The 18,596-nt window shown below is 68.1% G+C and carries 15 protein-coding genes; 5 read left to right on the top strand and 10 right to left on the bottom strand.

The window, feature by feature from the left end; genetic code table 11:
- The first annotated feature begins 16 nt into the window (after nt 1-16).
- Entirely contained in the window at nt 17-1,015 is a 999-nt protein-coding gene (locus ACN20X_RS24260; protein ID WP_016447695.1) for a branched-chain amino acid ABC transporter permease, read from the top strand.
- A gap of 61 nt (nt 1,016-1,076) precedes the next feature.
- Here the strand turns inward: ACN20X_RS24260 and ACN20X_RS24255 are convergent, their stop codons facing one another.
- The 9 genes from ACN20X_RS24255 to ACN20X_RS24215 all read right to left on the bottom strand — a co-directional run bounded on the left by ACN20X_RS24255 (nt 1,077) and on the right by ACN20X_RS24215 (nt 12,016).
- Complete coding sequence (locus ACN20X_RS24255; protein WP_473209993.1) at nt 1,077-2,189, bottom strand: lipocalin-like domain-containing protein; 1,113 nt, start codon at nt 2,187-2,189, stop codon at nt 1,077-1,079.
- A gap of 3 nt (nt 2,190-2,192) precedes the next feature.
- Nucleotides 2,193-3,260: a PLP-dependent cysteine synthase family protein gene (locus ACN20X_RS24250; protein WP_338500008.1), complete on the bottom strand. Its 1,068-nt coding sequence runs from the start codon at nt 3,258-3,260 to the stop codon at nt 2,193-2,195.
- A gap of 26 nt (nt 3,261-3,286) precedes the next feature.
- Entirely contained in the window at nt 3,287-4,375 is a 1,089-nt protein-coding gene (locus tag ACN20X_RS24245; RefSeq protein WP_473209992.1) for a tetratricopeptide repeat-containing glycosyltransferase, read from the bottom strand.
- 7 nt (nt 4,376-4,382) lie between these two features.
- Nucleotides 4,383-4,706 (bottom strand): hypothetical protein, encoded by a 324-nt coding sequence (locus tag ACN20X_RS24240; RefSeq protein WP_082254695.1) that lies wholly within the window; start codon nt 4,704-4,706, stop codon nt 4,383-4,385.
- Between the two features lie 880 nt (nt 4,707-5,586).
- Nucleotides 5,587-6,285 carry an IPTL-CTERM sorting domain-containing protein gene (locus tag ACN20X_RS24235; protein WP_133072474.1) on the bottom strand — a complete coding sequence of 233 codons (699 nt, stop codon included), beginning with the start codon at nt 6,283-6,285 and terminating at the stop codon, nt 5,587-5,589.
- A 195-nt stretch (nt 6,286-6,480) separates the two neighbouring features.
- Nucleotides 6,481-9,048, bottom strand: a complete 2,568-nt coding sequence (locus ACN20X_RS24230; protein ID WP_133072473.1) for an FtsX-like permease family protein — start codon at nt 9,046-9,048, stop codon at nt 6,481-6,483.
- Between the two features lie 19 nt (nt 9,049-9,067).
- Nucleotides 9,068-9,784: an ABC transporter ATP-binding protein gene (locus ACN20X_RS24225; protein WP_017407482.1), complete on the bottom strand. Its 717-nt coding sequence runs from the start codon at nt 9,782-9,784 to the stop codon at nt 9,068-9,070.
- Nucleotides 9,785-9,800: 16 nt separating this feature from the next.
- A complete protein-coding gene (gene miaA / locus ACN20X_RS24220) occupies nt 9,801-10,790 on the bottom strand; it encodes a tRNA (adenosine(37)-N6)-dimethylallyltransferase MiaA (protein ID WP_133072471.1) in 990 nt (329 codons plus the stop codon).
- A gap of 29 nt (nt 10,791-10,819) precedes the next feature.
- Complete coding sequence (locus ACN20X_RS24215; protein WP_133072470.1) at nt 10,820-12,016, bottom strand: multidrug effflux MFS transporter; 1,197 nt, start codon at nt 12,014-12,016, stop codon at nt 10,820-10,822.
- Between the two features lie 214 nt (nt 12,017-12,230).
- Between ACN20X_RS24215 and ACN20X_RS24210 the strand changes: the two genes are divergently transcribed.
- The 4 genes from ACN20X_RS24210 to ACN20X_RS24195 all read left to right on the top strand — a co-directional run bounded on the left by ACN20X_RS24210 (nt 12,231) and on the right by ACN20X_RS24195 (nt 16,851).
- Complete coding sequence (locus tag ACN20X_RS24210) at nt 12,231-13,196, top strand: sulfurtransferase (protein ID WP_133072469.1); 966 nt, start codon at nt 12,231-12,233, stop codon at nt 13,194-13,196.
- Nucleotides 13,197-13,369: 173 nt separating this feature from the next.
- Nucleotides 13,370-14,635: a YeeE/YedE family protein gene (locus ACN20X_RS24205; protein WP_016451221.1), complete on the top strand. Its 1,266-nt coding sequence runs from the start codon at nt 13,370-13,372 to the stop codon at nt 14,633-14,635.
- 333 nt (nt 14,636-14,968) lie between these two features.
- Nucleotides 14,969-15,724, top strand: a complete 756-nt coding sequence (locus tag ACN20X_RS24200; protein ID WP_473209991.1) for a hypothetical protein — start codon at nt 14,969-14,971, stop codon at nt 15,722-15,724.
- Between the two features lie 38 nt (nt 15,725-15,762).
- The gene (locus ACN20X_RS24195; protein ID WP_209801631.1) at nt 15,763-16,851 is read left to right on the top strand and encodes a type VI immunity family protein; all 1,089 of its coding nucleotides are present in this window, start codon (nt 15,763-15,765) and stop codon (nt 16,849-16,851) included.
- A 68-nt stretch (nt 16,852-16,919) separates the two neighbouring features.
- On the opposite strand, the gene ACN20X_RS24190 is transcribed toward ACN20X_RS24195, so the two are convergent.
- Nucleotides 16,920-18,581, bottom strand: coding sequence for an ankyrin repeat domain-containing protein (locus tag ACN20X_RS24190; RefSeq protein ID WP_473209990.1), 1,662 nt, complete (start codon nt 18,579-18,581; stop codon nt 16,920-16,922).
- Nucleotides 18,582-18,596: the final 15 nt, after the last annotated feature.

Below are 18,596 nucleotides of genomic sequence, written 5' to 3'. Positions count from 1 at the left end.
ACAAGGGGCCGACCACATGAAATCCAAGACTCTCGTTCAACGCATTGCCCCCTGGGGCTATGGCCTGCTGCTGCTGGGCCTGCTGGCGGCGCCCCTGCTGGGCGCGTATCCGGTGTTCGTGATGAAGCTCATGTGCTTCGCACTGTTCGCCTCGGCCTTCAACCTGCTGCTGGGCTACACGGGCCTGCTGTCCTTCGGCCACGCGGCCTTCCTGGGCGGCGCGGCCTATGTGACGGGCTACGCCATCAAGGGCTGGGGCTTCACGCCCGAGCTGGCCATGCTGGCCGGCACGGCCGGCGGCGCGCTGCTGGGGCTGATCTTCGGCTGGCTGGCTATCCGCCGCCAGGGCATCTACTTTTCCATGATCACGCTGGCGCTGGCCCAGATGCTGTTCTTCGTGTGCCTGCAGGCGCCCTTCACGGGCGGCGAGGACGGGCTGCAGGGCGTGCCGCGCGGCAAGCTGTTCGGCCTCATCGACCTGGCCAGCGACATGACCATGTACTACGTCACGCTGGTCATCGTGGTCCTGGCCTTCCTGCTGATCGTGCGCACCATCCACTCGCCCTTCGGCCAGGTGCTCAAGGCCATCAAGGAGAACGAGCCGCGCGCGACCTCGCTGGGCTACGACGTGGCGCGCTTCAAGCTGCTGGCCTTCGTGATCTCGGCCGCGCTCACGGGCCTGGCCGGTTCGCTCAAGACCGTGGTGCTGGGCTTTGCCACGCTGTCGGATGTGCACTGGACCACCTCCGGCCACGTGATCCTGATGACGCTGATGGGCGGCCTGGGCACGCTGTCCGGCCCCATCCTGGGATCGGCCGTGGTGGTCATGCTGGAGAACAAGATCGGCGAGTTCGGCCTCTTCCTGCAGCGCCTCACGGGCGTGGAGTGGTTCTCCACGCTGGGCGAGTCGGTGACCATCGTCACGGGCCTGATCTTCGTGGTCTGCGTGCTGCTGTTCCGCAAGGGCATCATGGGCGAGCTGATCGTCCGGCTGCAGAAAAAGCGTACCCCTTGAGAGCCGGGTTGGGACGGTTTCAAGGGGGTGGGCTACGTGCCCATGCTGTTGACTGCCATAGCTACAACTGCAGCGGCCGGGCGTAGCCCGTCATCTCCAGGTATCCCTGACCGGCTCGCGCCTCCTGGCCCGGGCCGGTGGGCTTTTGCAGGCTGCACAGGCCCTCCCAGTAGATGGCGCCGGTGGAGGCGCTGCTGTCCAGCTCCTGGTCATCGACCAGGGCGTTCACGGTGAAGCGGCCTGCGGGCGTGTCCACCTGCCATTGCACGGGGTAGCGCGCGCCGCTGGCGGGGCTGCTCCAGTGGCGCCGTGGTGTGAACTGCACGGCATCGTGGGCGAAGACCTGTACCTTGCCATCGGCGTCGCGCAGCGAGCCTCCGGCCCACAGCGCGCTGCCATCGCTGCGGCGCACTCGGAAGGCCGTGAGCGCGCCGCCGTCGAACAGGTTCATGCCTATCCAGTCCCAGCCCACGGCCTCGGGGTGCAGCAGGGCCTGGCTCCATTCATGGTCCAGCCAGGCGCGGTTGTCGCCGGGCTCGCGTGCGGCTTCTATCGCCATGCGCTGGCCTGCCAGCTCCAGCGTGCCGCTCACCTGCAGCTGCGGGCGGCTGTAGTAGTAGCTGGCCTGCTCGGGTTCGGGACCCTTGCGCGACAGGCCGGCGCGGCCCTGCAGCAAGGGGGGCAGGCGGGTGTCAAAGCGCAGGTCCAGGGCGAATGTGCTGCTGCGCAGGCGCGTGGTATAGCGCTCGGCAGCGCCTTCATCGGTGCGGGCCAGCGACCAGTCCTGCAGCCGCACGTCGGCATCGGCCTCGCTGGCCTGGGCAATGCCGAAGCCTGCGCGCGCAATGCGCTGGTCGTGGTGCAGGCGAGCGCCCTGCACATCGCACAGCGCCGCATGGGCAAACAGCAACTGGCGCGCCGCAAAGGCGGAGCGCAACTCCTGCGTGGCCTGCACGCGCGACCGGAAGAAGGTGATCTGGAAACCCCAGGCCCGGCCCGCCGCGCGTGCCTGGCCGGTGATGTACCACCACTCGGTGCGCAGCTCCGGGTGGCTACCGTGGTCGCGCGGAAAAACCAGCGTGCGTGGCGGCAGTGCCTGGGCGGGCAGTCCTGCCGCCCCCAGGCCCAGGCCGGCAGCCAGGCCCAGCAGATGGCGGCGGGGCAGGGGCATCATGGATCAGCTTTGCAACTGCGCGATGCGCGCCTGGGCCGGCCCGCAGTCGCCGATGCGCTGCATCACCCAGTCCGCATCATGGTAGGTGGGCAGGTAGCGCTCGCCCGCATCGCACAGCAGCGAAAGAATGGAGCCCTGCTCGCCGCGCTGGCGCATCTCGCTGGCCAGCCTGAGCATGGCCACGTAGTTGGTGCCCGTGGACGGCCCCACGCGCCGGCCCAGCAGTGTGGACAGGCTGCGCATGGCGGCCAGGGAATCGCAGTCCGCCACTTCCTCCATGCGGTCCACCAGCGTGCGCACGAAGCTGGGCTCCACGCGCGGGCGGCCTATGCCCTCGATGCGCGAGCCCGGCGCGGTGAGGGTGGCATCGCCCGTGCGGTGGTAGGCGGCGAACACCGAGCCCTCGGGGTCGGCCACGCAGATGCCCGTGGCATGGCGCTGGAAACGCACGTAGCGGCCGATGGTGGCACTGGTGCCGCCCGTGCCCGCGCCCACCACGATCCAGCGCGGCACGGCATGGCGCTCGCGCCGCATCTGGGTGAACATGCTCTCCGCAATATTGTTGTTGCCACGCCAGTCGGTGGCGCGCTCGGCATAGGTGAACTGGTCCATGTAGTGGCCGCCGGCCTGCGCGGCCACGGCGCGTGCCTCGTCATAGACCTGGGCGGCGCTGTCCACCAGATGGCAGCGGCCGCCGTAGAACTCGATCAGTGCAATCTTCTCCACCGAGGTGCTGCGCGGCATCACGGCCACGAAGGGCAGGCCCAGCAGGCGCGCGAAGTAGGCCTCGCTCACGGCCGTGGAGCCGCTCGATGCCTCGACGATGGTCGATCCCTCGTGCACCCAGCCATTGCACAGCGCATAGAGAAACAGCGAGCGCGCCAGCCGGTGCTTGAGGCTGCCCGTGGGATGGGTGGATTCGTCCTTGAGGTAGAGATCGATCCCCAGGTCGGCAAAGCCGGGCAGGGGCAGCGGTATCAGGTGCGTGTCGGCACTGCGCTGGTAGTCGGCCTCGATGCGGTTGATGGCTTCATGCAGCCAGGGGGAGGTGGTGTGCGGCATGGCGGCCATTGTCGCAGGCCGCCCGGCCCAGGCGGCTACAGGCCATAGAAGGGGCGATTGGCCTCGATGCGTGCCTGCTCGCTGGCAGGGTAGCGGCGTTCGGCCAGCAACTGCTGCAGCGCGGCGCGGCCCAGGTCGCGCAGCGGGGTGTAGAAGGCGCTGACGGCCAGCTCGTCCAGTGCGCGCCAGGCATAAACCTGGGCGTCGATGAACAGGATGTCCTCGGCCGGGCGCGGCAGCGCGGCGGCCTGGCGCGCATAGAGGCAGGCCAGGGCGAACTCGGACCGCTCGCGGTGGTAGCGCGCCAGCTCGCACAGGGGCTCGGCCCGCTGCGGTCGCGCGGCATAGGCGGTGAGATAGGCCTCGCGCACGGAGACTGGCTCGGCGCCCGAGCGCTCCAGCAGCACGCCGATCTGGAACAGCGCAAACCACTGCTCCTCGGCCCAGCCGCCCATGGCGGCGCGCTGCCGGTACCACTGCAGGCTGGACTCGATCTGGCCTGCGTCGCGGTGGCTTTGCGCCAGATAGAACACGTTGCGCGTGTTGCCGGGCTGCTCGCGCACGGCCTTCTCGAGCACGGCGATGTCGCGCAGGTAGGTCTGCGGGTCCCGCGCCCGCGCGCCGTCGTGCGAGACATCGATGTACGGCCCCGCCAGCATCTGCCAGGCCTGGTGCGCCGGGGCGGTCAGGTACTCGTGCAGCACGCCTTCCCAGCGCCAGTCCACGCGCGTGGCGATCAGCGCATTGCGCTGGTATTCGGTGCCCGCCATGTGGCAGGACAGCATGCAGCCGTCCGCCTCCAGCGCCGGCCATGCAAAGCCTTCGGGCACGCGCAGCTGCTCGTCGGCATCAATGAACAGCAGGTAGTCACCGTGCGGCCGCGCCAGCTCCAGCGCCTCGTTGCGGTTGTGGGCGAAGTCCACCCAGGGCCGCTCGTGCAGGCTGCCGGGTATGCCCTCCATGCACTGGCGCACCAGGTCCTGCGTGCCATCGCTGGAGCCCGTGTCCACGATCACCCAATGGTCCACCCACGGCTTGACCGAGGCCAGGCAACGCGCGATCACCGGGGCCTCGTTCTTGACGATCATGTTCAGGCAGATATGGACGCGGCGCGCAGGTCGCATAGCGAGCTCACTGGCAGGAGGCCACCACGATCAAACCGGTAACCGCCGTATTGAAGGCCTGGGTGCCAACCAACTGCACAGTCATGGTGTCGCCTGGTGCGTAAGTGGCGGGGCCGGACACATCACATGTGGGGTTGGCATTGGAAAGCGTACAGATTGGCACGCCCGACACATTGGAGAAGTTCTCGTTCACGCCTCGACGCAGCTGCAGCGTCAGGCTCAACGCCCTGTTCTCTGTCAGCATGGCGCGCAATGAAGCATTGGTGCATGAGGTGTGTACCATGCGCTGCGCATCGGTCTCGAATGTGTTACCGCCGCCGTTGGCAAACAAATAAATTGTGCCGTTGCCAGCGCTGTTGCCGCGGGCAGGAGTTGTATACGTCTGGAAAAACCCACCCGAGCCTGCAGGCCCCTGGACTCCTGCAGGGCCTGTGGGGCCTTGAAGTCCAGCTCCTGTGGCACCCGTCACGCCCTGGATGCCCTGGATTCCCTGAATGCCTTGCGCGCCCTGGGGCCCTGTGGGACCTGTGTCACCCTGGGCCCCTGTCACGCCCGTAGCCCCTGTCATGCCGGTCGGGCCCGTCGGGCCGGTTGCACCCGTGGCCCCTGTAGGTCCGGTGGGTCCAGTCGCGCCAGTGGCCCCCGTCGAACCCGTGGTGCCTGGGGTGCCCGCACCGGTGGCCCCAGTCGGACCAGTGACTCCCGTTGCGCCTGTCGGTCCAGCCACCCCCGTGGCGCCGGTCACGCCTGCTGGGCCTGTTGCCCCTGTGGCGCCGGTCGCACCTGTGGCTCCCGTAGCGCCAGTTGCCCCGCCGCCCACACCCGGCGCGCAATGCACCAATTGCCCCGTGGCGCCGTCAACGCACAGCAGCTGGTTGCCAGTGGCTGCATCGGCAGGCAGGGCTGGTACCAGCACCTCCCCTGTGTTCTGTACCCGCAAGCGTTCGGCCCCCGCAGAATTCTTGATCACGAAATTGCCACCGGCCGGCATAGTGATGCTCACGTCGGCGGCATGGGCTGCCGGGCTGAAGATTCCCGCGCTGATGCACAGCGACCAGAGAAGGCGGGGAGGGATGGGGAAGTTGCGACGGTCCATGGTTCAGATGCTGCTTGGATGAATACGCGCGGAAAGCCGGCACCCGCGTGGCGGGAGCCAGGATGGAAGAAGAATGGGCCGGCCCAGGGGCCGGATGCCGGGGCGCCCGGCCTGCTCAGAGGCGTGTTGCGCGGCGCTGGCGATGCAGGGCCATGCCGCCGAGCAGCAGGCTCATCAGCATCAGCCCATAGGTGCTGAGCGTGGGGATGCTGGCCGGAGCCGTCACCACAGGCGCTCCGATCTGCACGTTGCCAGGCACCACGCTGCCGCTGCTGTTGACCAGGGTCGCCGACGGCCCCATGGTCACCACGGCGGTGCCAGGGCCGGAAGAGGTCAGTACCACCGGCCTGCCAGGAGAGCCCAGGGTAAGGGTGCCCAGCACCGTGAGGTTGGTGCCTGCCGGCAAAACGATGGTGGGAGGCGTTGCGCTGGTGCTGATCAGCGTGAGGTCCTTGACGACGATGTTGCCGCCCAGTTGCAGGGTGGAGCCGGGGGCGCACGAGTCCGACAGCACCACGCTGCTGGTGCCCAGGTTCAACGGCACGGTGCTGGTGAGATCGCCGCTGACGTTGAGCTGGCCCCCTGTTCCGGTGACCGTCGCGCCGGTGTCGAAGCTGAAGGATCCCGTGTCGAAGGTCCCTGTTCCCAGTGTCAAGTCGCCCTGCATGATGACCGCGGTGCAAGGCAACTGGAACGAACCGCCGGCCAGATCGATGCTGGAGCCAGGAGGGAAAACGATCTGCCCCCACGCCGAGCCGCACAGTGCCGTGCCCAGGGCCAGCGACGCAGCCCAACGTTTTCCGAAACCTGCCATGAGTCCGATCTCCCGAATCCAGGCGGTGATGTGCCTGGTCTGATTTGTCGAGGCAGGGGGCCTTCTATGTAGGTCGTGTCCCGCCGAATTCGGGCAGATGATCAGATAGAAATTAATTCTTCTGTAAGAAAAATTAACAATTGATTGGGTGGTTTCATTTTCATTTGGCTATCGGTATGTGGCTGGGGATGGGGTTTACCAATCCTCCTTGACCGCCAGCACTGCCTCGCGCCCTGCAGCCGCACGCCCGGCCAGCCAGGCCGTCAGCGTGCCTGCCGCGATCACGCTGGCAGCCAGCGCCAAAAGGCGGGGCCAGGGCAGGGACAGCTCCATGGTCCAGTGAAAGCTTTGCGGATTCACCACATGCACCAGGATCACGGCCACACCCAGGCCCAGCAGGCTGCCCGCGATGGCGCCCGCCGTGGTCCAGGCCATGCCTTCGCCGGCCACCACGGCCAGGATGTCGCGCCGCGTCAGGCCCAGGTGGGCGAGCAGGCCGAATTCCTTGCGCCGTGCCAGCACCTGGGCGCTGAAGCTGGCCGCGATGCCGAACAGGCCGATGCCGATGGCCACGGCCTGCAGCCAGTAGGTCACGGCAAAGCTGCGGTCGAAGATGCGCATGGAGCGCTCGCGCAGCGCGCCGCTGCTGGCGAACTCCAGGGCCTGCGCGGCGCCCGGCCCGGTCATCAGCGACTGGATGCGCGCCTGAAGCTGCTGCGCCGTGGCTGTGTCGTCGCCGTCCGGCCAGATGGCGATTTCGGTGGGGCCTGCCGTGGTGGCGCTGCCCTTGGCGAGCTGTTGGTAGTCGTCCCAGTCCATGGCGATGGCGCCGAACTGGCGCACATAGTCGCGCCAGATGCCGGCCACAAACACGCGGGAATCTTCGGACGGCAGGGCCTGGGCCAGCAGCGGCCACTCCTGGCCCGGCCGCACGCCATAGAGTTGGGCCACGGCTTCACTGACATAGACGGGCGTGCTGCCAGCGGGCGCTTGCACGGGGCCTTGTATCCACGGCAACTGCTGGCCCTGGGGGCCATGCAGCGGACGCAGCAGCAGGCTGACGGCGGGGCGATCCGGGCTGAGCCACAGGCTGGTGCTGCGCATGGGCTGGGCGCGCTGCACGCCAGGCAGGGCGGCAATGCGCGGGGCCAGATCGGCGGGCAGGGGCGCGGCATCGGCACGGCCTGCGCTGCCGGCCGTGCGCAGGTACAGCGGGGCGGGCAGCACGGCGTCCAGCCAGGCGATCATGCTGTCCCTGAAGCTGGCCACCATCACGGTCAGCGCCACGGCCAGGCTCAGGCTGGCCACCACGCCGCCCACGGCCACCGTGGTGCTGCGGCGCATGCGCCGTGCGCGTTCCACGGGCAGCAGGGCCAGCGGCTGGCGCAGCAGCGATTGCGGCACCAGGCGCAACAGCTGGCCCAGCAACCAGGGCAGGGCGGCCATGCCGCCCAGCAGCAGCAGGGCCACGGCGGCATAGGCGGCCAGGGGAATGCCGGCCACGGGCGGCACAAAGGCCAGGGCCACGCTGGCTGCCATCAGCAGCAGGGCTGGCAGGCCGCGCGCCGCGCGTTCGGAGCCCGCGCCCTGGCCCTTGAGCGTGGCGGCGGGCGGCAACTCCATGGCCTGGCGCGCCGGCCACCAGCCGCCAGCCACGGTGGCGGCCACGCCCAGCAGGCCAAAGGTCAGCGCGGCGCTGGCGCTCCACTGCAGCGCGGGCTGCACGCCGGCAAAGTAGCCGCCGCCCAGGTCACCGCCCAGCAGGTGCAGGGCCAGCCAGGCCAGTCCCGCGCCCAGCGCAATGCCGGCCGCGCTGCCCACCATGCCCAGCAGCAGCGATTCCAGCAGCACCAGGCCCAGGCGCTGGCGCGGTGTCAGTCCCAGCACGGCCAGCAGGGCGAACTGCGGCGCGCGCTGGGCCACGCTGAGCGCCAGCACCGAGAACACCAGGAACGCCCCCGTGAACAGCGCCACCAGGGCCAGCACCGTGAGGTTGACGCGGTAGGCGCGCGACATCTCGGCAATGCGCTGCTGGTCGTCGCCGGGGCGGCCGGCCAGGGCCTGGGCGGGCCAGTCGGGCAGGCGGCGCAGTTCGGCCAGCAGGGACTCGCGCGTGGCGCCTTCGGCCAGCAGCACATCGATGCGGTCCACCTGGCCCCAGCGCTGCAGGTTGTCCTGCAGCGCACCGATGTCCATCACGGCCAGCGGCGGGCCGGATGCGGCCACCGTGCCCGCGATGCGCAGGGTCTGCGCGCGCCCGCCCAGTTGCCATGGCAGGGGTGTGTGCCGCGCCTGCTCCGGCGTCAGGCCCAGGGCTTCGAGTGCCGTTGCATTGAGGAAGACCGCATCGGGCGCGAACAGGTCCAGCCGCCCGCCGCCATCGAACAGCCGGGGCATGAGCGCAGGCGCCACGGGCGCCAGCCGCAGCGCATCGCCGCCCAGCACGCGCAACTGCACCGGCGTGGCGGTGCCGGCCAGGGCCGTGGCTTCGATCCAGGGTGCGGCCAGGCTGACCTGGGGCTGCTGCGCAACACGGCCATACAGCGATTCGGGCAAGCCACCCTGCATGGCACGCAGCTCCAGGTCCGGCTGGCCGCTGACCGTGCGCACGGCGCGCGAGAACTCATCGAGCGCGGACTGGTTGATCACGTGCACGGCAAAGCCCAGGGCCACGCCCAGCATGATGGCCACCAGGGCGGTGGCCGTGCGCCAGGGATGCTGGCGCAGTTCCTGCCAGGAAAAGGTGCGAAGCAGGGCGAGCATGGGCGGATGGTCTCTGGCGTTAGGCGGGCTGCATGCCCTGCGCGGTCAGGCGCAGCACGCGGTCGGCACGGCGCGCGGCCTCGATGGAGTGCGTGACCAGCACCAGGGCGGCCTGGTGTTCCCGGGTCTGCTGCAGCAGCAGTTCCATGACCTGGGCGGCCGTGCCGGGGTCCAGGTTGCCGGTGGGCTCGTCGGCCAGCAGCAGGGCCGGGCCGTGGACCAGGGCGCGTGCAATGGCCACGCGCTGCAGCTGGCCGCCGCTGAGCTGCCAGGGCAGGCGCTGCTCCAGCCCCTGCAGCCCGACGGCCTGCAGCAGTTGCTGCACGCGCTGGCGGCCCGCTGCATCCAGCCGCTGCAGCAGCATCAGCGGCAGGGCCACGTTGTGCCAGACATCCAGGTGCGGCAGCACATGGAAGGCCTGGAACACGAAGCCCACATGGCTGCGCCGCCACAGCGCACGGCCGGTTTCATCCAGGGCCGACAGGTCCTGGCCTTCGTGCAGCACGCGGCCCTGCTGCCACTCATCGAGCCCGGCCAGGCAGTTGAGAAAGGTGGACTTGCCCACGCCCGAGTCACCCACGATGGCCACGAACTCGCCGCGCGCCACGCTGCAGTCCACGTTCTCGAAGACGGCAGTTTCCGTGCCGCCGTCGTTGCGGTAGCGCCGCGCCAGGCCCTGGACCTGAAGCAGCGGCGGCTGAGTCAGCGGCGTGTTGTCCTGGGGTACGGCAGTCATGAAGGCGGTTTCCTGTTCAGCCGTTGCGGGCCTGGGTTGCTGCGGCCACCACGGCCATCGCTGCCTGCAGCAGTTGCTGCTGGGCATCGGGCATATCGCAGGCAATGGCATGGCGGGCGGGCATGCTGCGCAGCCAGGTGATTTGGCGCTTGGCCAGCTGGCGCGTGGCGGCAATGCCGCGTTCGCGCAGCGAGTCCATGGAGTACAGGCCGTCCAGCGATTCCCAGGCCTGGCGGTAGCCCACGCAGCGGATGGAGGGCAGGTCCAGGTGCAGGTCGCCGCGCGCGCGCAGTTGCTGCACCTCGTCGATGAAGCCGGCGCTCAGCATGGCGTCGAAGCGCTGGGCGATGCGCGCATGCAGCCAGGCGCGGTCCTGCGGCTCCAGCGAGAAGAAGCCGCCGGGGCTGATCAGGCCCTGTTCGGCATTCTTGCCACTGCGCGTATGAAAGCTGGACAGCGGCTTGCCCGACACATGCCAGACCTCCAGCGCGCGCTGTATGCGCTGGCTGTCGGCCGGCGCCAGGCGCGCGGCCGTTGCGGGATCGACCTGGGCCAGCAGCGCATGCATGGCGGGCCAGCCGATCTGCGCGGCCTGGGCGTCCAGCCGCTCGCGCACGGCGGGGTCGGCGGCCGGCATGTCGTCGATGCCATCCTGCAGGGCCTTGAAATACAGCATGGTGCCGCCCACCAGCAGCGGCAGGGCGCCGCGCGCGCGGATCTCGGCCACCAGGCGCTGCGTGTCCTGCACGAACTCGGCCGCGCTGTAGGCCTGCAGCGGGTCGCGGATATCGATCAGGTGATGGGGGCAGGCAGCCAGTTCTTCGGGCGTGGGCTTGGCCGTGCCGATGTCCATGCCGCGATAGACCAGGGCCGAGTCCACGCTGATGATTTCTGCGGCCTGGCCGCGTTCGGCCAGCAGCCTGGCCAGGGCCAGGGCGGCAGCGGTCTTGCCGGAAGCGGTGGGGCCGGCGATGGCCAGGCAGGGGAGCGGGGAAGCGGTGGACATTCAAAAAACGCAAACGCAGGAAATGAAAATCAGCGGTGGCCATCGACCCCGCCGTGGCGGCGCACCAGCCCCCAGGCGACCAGGGCCGTGCACACGCCCCAGAACCAGATGCCGAAGGCCATGGGCCGGGTGGACTGGCCGTCCAGGTGCAGGCCCAGCCAGTGTCCTATGGCAAAGGCGATGAGCATCATGGTGAAGCCGTTGAGCGCCGAGGCCGTGCCCGCCGACTGCGGGAAGGGCGCGATGGCATTGCTCTGGCCGCAGGGCATGTGCACGCCATGGGCGATCTGGAAGATATAGAAGGGCAGGGCATAGGCCCAGAGGCTGCGCGCATCGGCCAGCGCCGCAATGCCGATGGCCGTGGCCGACAGCAGGCTGGCCAGCCCGGCAATCTGCACGGCGCGCCGCACATCCATGCGCTGCAGCAGCCAGCGGCACAGGAAGGTGCCCGCGATGTAGCACAGCGCATTGCTGCCCATCAGCAGGCCGTAGCCCGTGCGGCTTACGCCCAGCACATGGATATAGGTGAAGGAAGATGCGGCCAGGTTGGTGAACAGGGCCGCATAGGTGCAGCAGGTCAGCAACTGGTAGGACTGGAATCCCGGGTGGCGCACGATGGTGATCCAGTTGCGCGCCAGGGCCAGCGGCTGCAGCGCCGTGGGATTGGTGCGGGCCAGTGTCTCCGTGAAGCGCAGGGCCACCAGCAGCAGGGCCAGCGCACCCATCACGGCCTGGGCCAGCATGGTCGAGCGCCAGCCCAGCGAATCCACCAGCAGGCTGCCGCTGACGGGGCTCAGGAAGGCGATCACGCCCAGCCCGGTCAGCGCCTTGGACATGACCTGGGCACCCAGGTGCGGCGCGAACAGGTCGCGCACCATGGCGCGCGCACACATCACGCCGGCGCCCAGCGATGCCCCCTGCAGCGCGCGCCAGGCAATCAGCGATTCCATGGTCTCGGCGCTGGCGCTGCCCAGCGCGGCCAGCACATAGATGGACATGCCTGCCAGCAGGATGGGCCGGCGCCCGAAGCGGTCGGACAGCGGCCCCCAGGCCAGCTGCGAGCAGCCGAAGGCCAGCAGGAAGGCCGTCAGCGTGAGCTGCACCTGGGACACCTGGGTGGAGAAGGCCGTCTGTATCGAGGGCAGGGCGGGCAGGTACAGATCTGTGGCCAGCGGCTGAAGCCCCAGCAGCAGGCCGAGCAGGATGACGACCAGGACGGGGGACATGGCCGGCTGCGCTTGCGCGACGGCGGGAGACAGGGGCGCTGACATAGGCGCCCGAGGGTAGCAGAGAACCCGGGGTGCCGCTGTCCATGCCTTGGCGGCGCATATCCATCTGCGGATTGCGCAGTTGGGAACCGGCCCGCCCCTGCCTACATTGCATTGCAGAGCAACCCGACCGCAACCGAGCAATCAACGCAACTGCGAACAAAGGACCGTGATGTCAACGCCGACCGCTTTCTCCACCATCCCCGCCACCCTGCGCCAGGGTGCCTGCACCGTGCTGTACGTCGCGGCCCTGATCGGCGGCACGGCCCATGCCAATGCGCCCGTTCCCGAAGGTCCGCTGGTCAGCACCGAATGGCTGGCGGCCAACCTCAACCGCGCCGACGTGCGCATCGTCGAAGTCAGCGTCAACCCCGGCCTGTACGAGCGCTCCCATGTGCCGGGCGCGGTCAATTTCTCGTGGCACAACGATCTCAACGACAAGGTGCGCCGCGACATCGTGGGCAAGGAGCAGTTCGAGAAGCTGCTGTCCCAGGCCGGCGTGAAGGAAGGCAACACGGTCGTGCTGTACGGCGATACCAACAACTGGTTCGCGGCCTGGGGGGCCTGGGTCTTCGACATCTATGGCGTGCAGAACGTCAAGCTGCTGGACGGCGGCCGCAAGAAGTGGGAGGCCGAAAACCGCCCCCTCAACAACCGCGCCCCGGAATATGCGGCCACCACCTACCGCGTGGGCAAGGTCAACACCGCGCTGCGCGCGCGCCTGACCGATGCGCTGGCCTCGGCCGAAGGTCGCAGCGACGCCAGGCTCGTCGACATCCGCTCGGCCGACGAATACCAGGGCAAGGTCTTCGCCCCGGCCGGCGTGCCGGAGCTGGCCATCCGCGCCGGCCACATCCCCGGTGCCGTCAACGTGCCCTGGGGCCAGGCAGTGCGCGAGGACGGCAGCTTCAAGTCCGCCGAAGAACTCAAGAAGCTCTATGCGGGCGTGGGCATCGACGGCAGCAAGCCCGTCATCACTTACTGCCGCATCGGCGAGCGCTCCAGCCACACCTGGTTTGCGCTGTCCAAGATCCTGGGCTACCAGGTGCGCAACTACGACGGTTCGTGGACCGAATACGGCAACTCCGTGGGTGTGCCCATCAACAACCCGGCCGGTACGGTCTGGGCCGCGAAATGATTCCGCCGTCGATCAACCTGTCTTGAAGGCGGGGGCCGGGCGAGGGGTGTCGGTGCTCTTGGTTCGACGGATCAGGTGCGTGACGTGTGGCTTTGGCAAAAGCTCGGCTCCTTTGGGGCCCGCAGGCTGCGGGCCCCTTTTTTATGGGTGGATGGCAACAAAAGGGGGCAGCAATGACAAGCGTGACCGGTGAGCACACGCAGAACGTGAATGGCAGGCACAGGGCAAGGGACTGGACCAGATGGCTGCCCCTGGCCGCCGTGCTGGCCGCAGCCTGGCCTGTGGCGGCGCAGCTGCAGCTGCAAGGCGGCGGGCGCACCCTGGTCTTTGCGCTGGCGCTGGGCCTGCTGCTGGGGCTGGTGCTGCAGCGCTCGCGCTTTTGCTTTTACTGCCATGCGCGCGACTGGTTCGAGTTCGGCGACCCGCGCGGCGTGCTCTCCATCCTGCTGGCGCTGGCCGTGGGCTCGGCGGGCATGACCGTGGTGCTGGGCAGCTGGGTGGCCGTGCCCCAGCCGGGCCAGTTGCCGCCCGACATGCACATAGGCCCCGTGAGCTGGGTGCTGGTCCTTGCGGGCCTGGCCTTTGGAGCGGGCATGTCGGTCTCGGGCTCGTGCATCAGCGCCCACTGGTACCGGCTGGGCGAGGGCTCGCCCGTGGCGCCGTTTGCCCTGGTCGGCACCGGCCTGGGCTTCGTGCTCGGTTTCCGCAGCTGGAACCCGCTGTACAGCCTGGCCATTGCCGATGCGCCCGTCATCTGGCTGCCGGCCCATCTGGGCTATGGCGGCGCGCTGGCGCTGCAACTGGCCGTGCTGGGCCTGCTGGCAGCCTGGGTCTGGCGCATTCATGGGCGCTCGGGCCGCGCACGGCCCCGGCCTGCGGCAGAACCGGCGCAGCCACCGGGCCTGCGCCAGCTGTGGCTGTCACTGTGGCAAGGCCGCTGGAACGCCGCGCTGGGCGGCCTGGCCGTGGGCCTGATCGCGGCCGCCGCCATCGTGCGCATGCGGCCGCTGGGCGTGACCACCACGCTGGGCAGCACCGTGCGTGGCTGGGCCCAGGCAGGCGGCTGGGTGCCCGAGCGCCTGCACGGCCTGGACACCCTGGGCGGATGCGCCACGGCCGTGCTCAACAGCCTGCTCACGCCCCATGCCGTGCTGCTGCTGGGCCTGGTGGCCGGCGCCTGGGGCGCCGCCGTGGCCAGCCGCCAGTGGACGCCACGCCGCCCCACCTGGCGCGATGCGGCTCGCGGCCTAGCCGGTGGCGCCTTGCTGGGCTGGGGCGCCATGACGGGGCTGGGCTGCACCATCGGCACGCTGCTGTCGGGCAGCATGGCGGGCGCGCTGTCGGGCTGGGTCTTTGGCGCGGCCGTGTTCACGGCGCTGTGGCTGGGGTTTGTGTTGCGGCGCTGGCAGCACGAGCGTGCGGGAGCGCAGGGGCTTTGACCTGCAGCAGGAGGTGATTGCCGAGTGACAGGCGAGAGCGGCGCCTGAAACAGGCTTTCTGGCCATTGCTTGTCCTAGGCTTTTTTCTGCCAGTTTTCAGAGGAGACCGCTGCCAATTGCGGGCAGCTCAGTCCTGGAAATCTCCGGTAAATAGGATTTACGTGCCCAATTCATTGCTCCTATTATTTTCCTTTCAGAAGGAAGGGAGCGCCTTTCACAGGCGAAGGAGCCAATGACATTCAGGATAGACATCCATGCGCCATTGAGCCGCGCAGGGCGTTTCCACGAGTTGAATGGGGCAGTGGAGCGGCCACCGGCCATCCGCTCGGATACATGAGCTGCGGGCAACTGGTTCCCGCCTTCATTGCCCTCAATCGCCTGAAGCGGTCCAGGGACCTGTGCAAGGCTGTCGTGCTTGTGGGCTTCAACAAGGTATGCGGCACCCGGGACTTCGACAACGAACTGGACCGCAGGGCGCTGTGCGAGCTGTTTTGCTGCTGCATGACCGGCGGCCTGGGCCAGCGCTGCGTGGCCGGCGTGGTCATGCAGGCCGATGGGTTTGAAGGCTACCGGGGCTACTACAAGCAGGAAGTGCCTTACCTGAACAGAGCACCTGTCATGTCGCGCAACGAGCTCGTGCGCCCCACGCGCAGCCGGCCTGCGGGCTCGCGCATTCCGGATGTGGTCGTGGTGAAGAACCCGCGCCTGCCGCCTGCGCTGGACAACGTGCAGCGGGTCTATGAGATGAAGTTTCCGGGGGATGGCTTTTCCAATGCGGAAGGGCCAGACGGCAAGACACAGCTTCAGGCCTATACGCACCTTTTTGGAGACAAGTTTCTCAAGAAAGCCTTGGATGCAAGAAGTTGTGCGTGCGACGGCGATGGAGAAAAGTCGAACCAAGGTGTGTTGAACCAGGCAGCGCGATGGCAGGCCAACAGGGAAAAGGCCATCTCTTTGTCCGAGCGGGTGAATAAGGATACGGCGGCGGCGGTCGGGGCTGCAGCCGGTGCGTCTGCGCTGGGGCGGGCGCTCCGAGGTATAGGCATAGTGGGGACTGCACTGGCAAGAGTCCTCGGGTTGTCCTTTTGAGGTGATGGCTTCGGTATAGCGAAATATGGAGGGTTGATATGGCAAAAGATTTCAAAAAACCTTTGAGCACCAGAGAGCTGCAAAAAGCCACCGTGGCGACGATCGATATTCTCAAGGCGCTGGTACTGTGCAATCAGTTCGGTGATGTCTGCGCAAGAGCCGGCTGGACCATTGAAATGGTGTTCCATGAAGGGGATTCCTTGGCTGTGCGTGAGCGTGCATGGGAAGTGGTCGATATTTTTTGTGAGGCTGTAGGGAAGGAGAAACTGGTTTATTGGTACGACGGAATGCCTGCCATGCTGACCAGCGCGATAGCACAAAGAAAGTTGGCTGCAAAAAAGCAGAAAAGCTTTGATAACCCAAAAGGTTATGCACTGATATTTCATATGGCTTCGGGCAAGCCAAATCCCCCTGAGGTGTGGGAGAACAATGCGCAAGACTTTCGCCTTTACTGTCGCATTGAGAATGACGAAGGTATTTGGGGGCATGACAGATATACGACGCCTGGCATAGGCCCTTCCATGTCTTTCATTCGCATGGCATTTCCTGCATGGTGGGTCCTGGATCAGCTGCCCGAAAACAATGTGGGCCGCATTACCACCCAGGTGGTGGAGTTGATGCAGCCTTTCTGGGCCATTGCCGGATGGGGTGTCATGCCTGCAGTGGAGGAGCGCAATATCGATCCCGATGGCAAGGGCCAGCAGATGCTGTACCCCTATCTGCAGCGTTTTCCAGGCTTGAATGCCCTGGGCAGTCTTGCGCTGATGAGCCATGACTTCAACAACGCCATGTACAGCATCAACTGGCTGAGTTTTGTGAGTGATGCCTTGCTGGAAAAGCTGGGTGGTCGGGATGCGGTGCGCAAGCAGGTTCAGGCCAGCCAGTATCTTTCGGCTGGGGATGTAGGCAACTGTCTGGGGATACGGGCAGGAGATTTCCCAGGACTGGGGGATATGGACCAGGGGCTGACGCTGCCCGCCTTTGGCGAGGCGGCACGCCTGCTCAAGCCTTTGCGCGCCAGATCCCGGCTCAACAACTTCATCGGCCCGCCGCCTTCGGGGTCCAATGATGAACATGCGTGGCTGCTGGCATGCGATGCCTACATGAGCCGGTTTGATCTGTTCTGACCCATGCAGGCACTGCAGCTGAATCCTGCCGGGCCAGCCGGCAGGACGGGTTTTCGGGTCGGGCGGACCTAGTCCGCGTCAACCCCTAGCAGCAAATCCGTGATCTCGTCCGGATACCGCTGCCGGTTGCCGTCGATGAGCACCCAGCCGGGTACTTCGGGGTCGGGCCGGGCCATGGGCATACCGTGGTCCAGCAGGGCCTGGGCGCAGCCCAGCCAGTCGCCGCCGCCGGGTTCCGTGGATTCGGGCCGGTTCAGCGATGCCCAGCACAGGGTTCCTGCGCAGTTGTCGCCATAGGCGTGGCGTTCGGTCCACTGTGCGCCGTGCTCCAGCAGGAAGCGCGCCATGGCGGCATCGCCACGGAACACGGCCTGGTTCAGTGCGGATGCATCCCAGTCGCCGCCGCGCGCAGCGATGGGCCAGCCCAGTTCCACCATGCAGCGCACGGCCTCCAAGCGGCCCAGGGCTGCCAGTTCGGGCAGCATGCGCAGCTGCTCGTGAGACAGTCCTTGCAGCAGACCCGGGTGGGACGCGAGAAGCCCTCCGGCCTGGGCCCGGTCGCCCATGGCGCAGGCGGCAACGAACTGTTCTTCGGGCGTGGCGGTTTCAGCGCCCGTGGACTGTTCCAGCAGGACGGCCACGTCTGCCAGGCCAAAGCGCCGTGCCAGGCGGGCGGCGCCCAGGCCTTGCGGTGTGCGGGTGGCCGGGTCGGCTCCTGCATCCAGCAAGGCCTGCACGTGGGCGGGCGAGCGCAGCCGGCGTATGGCCCACAGCAGCGGGCGGCCCCATTCGCCCTGGCCGTTGTCCTCGTTCGGATCGGCGCCGTGGTCCAGCAGCAGGCGCAGGGCCTGCACATCGTCCAGGTCCAGCACGCGGAACAGGGCATTGCTGCCCTCCACACGCGCGCCCGCCTGCAGCAGCAGCCGCGTGCATTCGCGGCTGGCCGGCGTGCCTTCCAGAGAGTGGTAGAGCGATTCGCCGTCGTTGGGGTCGGCCCCGGCCTGCAGCAGCATCTGCGTCAGTTGCGCATCATGGTTCTGGCCTGCTGCGCCATAGAGTGCTGACAGCCGCTCGGTCTCGGAGGGCGCCTGCAGCGAGGCCGGCGGCCAGCGATTGCCCACGGTCTGCAGCGGGTCGGCGCCCGCGTCCAGCAGCCAGCGCGCGCAGGCGCGCAGCGGCTCGGCGAACTCGGGCAGGCGCAGCAGGCACGAGTGCGTGACGGCGACCAGCGGCGGCAGTCCCAGCGGCCCGCCTGCGCGCTGCAGCCAGCCGGGATCTCTGTGCGTGGCTTCGCGCAGCGCGGCCAGGTTGCCGATGGCGCAGGCCATCCAGGGATCATTGCCCGGCAGCTCCGGCCGCTCGTCCAGCAGGCGCCGGGCCAACGCGGGCTGCGCGCGGTGCGTGCCGCCCGCCACATCGCCGGCATAGACCAGGGCCAGCCAGTGCAGCCGGGATGTCTCTGGGTCCGCCGCCAGGCGCTGGCATGCCTCGACGTAGCCTGACAGCTCGCTCCATGAGGCGAAACCGTGCTCGCGCGCCACGGCGGACTGGGCGTCGTGCAGCCGCAGGTCCATGGCGGCCAGCGCCTCATCCGTGCGGCCCCGGGCAGCGGGCAGGTGGGCGCGCAATTGCTCCATGGCCTGGGCCGAGCCTGCGCGATAGGCGGCCAGCAGTTGCTTGGCCTGTTTCTTGAGATGGCCCATGTCGGGCCGGGCGGGGATGCGTTTCACAGGGATACCTCCGTG

The organism is Delftia sp. PX-1 (assembly GCF_055797465.1).
Note: the sequence above shows the minus strand (reverse complement) of the source record. Positions and strands in the feature narration are given on the sequence as shown.

Bases quoted from the DNA above. Each gene is read 5' to 3' on its own strand.
- ACN20X_RS24195 (WP_209801631.1), top strand. From the start codon at position 15,763: ATGGCAAAAGATTTCAAAAAACCTTTGAGCACCAGAGAGCTGCAAAAA.
- ACN20X_RS24200 (WP_473209991.1), top strand. From the start codon at position 14,969: ATGAGCTGCGGGCAACTGGTTCCCGCCTTCATTGCCCTCAATCGCCTG.
- ACN20X_RS24210 (WP_133072469.1), top strand. From the start codon at position 12,231: ATGTCAACGCCGACCGCTTTCTCCACCATCCCCGCCACCCTGCGCCAG.
- ACN20X_RS24205 (WP_016451221.1), top strand. From the start codon at position 13,370: ATGACAAGCGTGACCGGTGAGCACACGCAGAACGTGAATGGCAGGCAC.
- ACN20X_RS24260 (WP_016447695.1), top strand. From the start codon at position 17: ATGAAATCCAAGACTCTCGTTCAACGCATTGCCCCCTGGGGCTATGGC.
- ACN20X_RS24230 (WP_133072473.1), bottom strand. From the start codon at position 9,048: ATGCTCGCCCTGCTTCGCACCTTTTCCTGGCAGGAACTGCGCCAGCAT.
- ACN20X_RS24250 (WP_338500008.1), bottom strand. From the start codon at position 3,260: ATGGCCGCCATGCCGCACACCACCTCCCCCTGGCTGCATGAAGCCATC.
- ACN20X_RS24225 (WP_017407482.1), bottom strand. From the start codon at position 9,784: ATGACTGCCGTACCCCAGGACAACACGCCGCTGACTCAGCCGCCGCTG.
- ACN20X_RS24235 (WP_133072474.1), bottom strand. From the start codon at position 6,285: ATGGCAGGTTTCGGAAAACGTTGGGCTGCGTCGCTGGCCCTGGGCACG.
- ACN20X_RS24255 (WP_473209993.1), bottom strand. From the start codon at position 2,189: ATGATGCCCCTGCCCCGCCGCCATCTGCTGGGCCTGGCTGCCGGCCTG.
- ACN20X_RS24215 (WP_133072470.1), bottom strand. From the start codon at position 12,016: ATGTCCCCCGTCCTGGTCGTCATCCTGCTCGGCCTGCTGCTGGGGCTT.
- ACN20X_RS24245 (WP_473209992.1), bottom strand. From the start codon at position 4,375: ATGCGACCTGCGCGCCGCGTCCATATCTGCCTGAACATGATCGTCAAG.
- miaA (WP_133072471.1), bottom strand. From the start codon at position 10,790: ATGTCCACCGCTTCCCCGCTCCCCTGCCTGGCCATCGCCGGCCCCACC.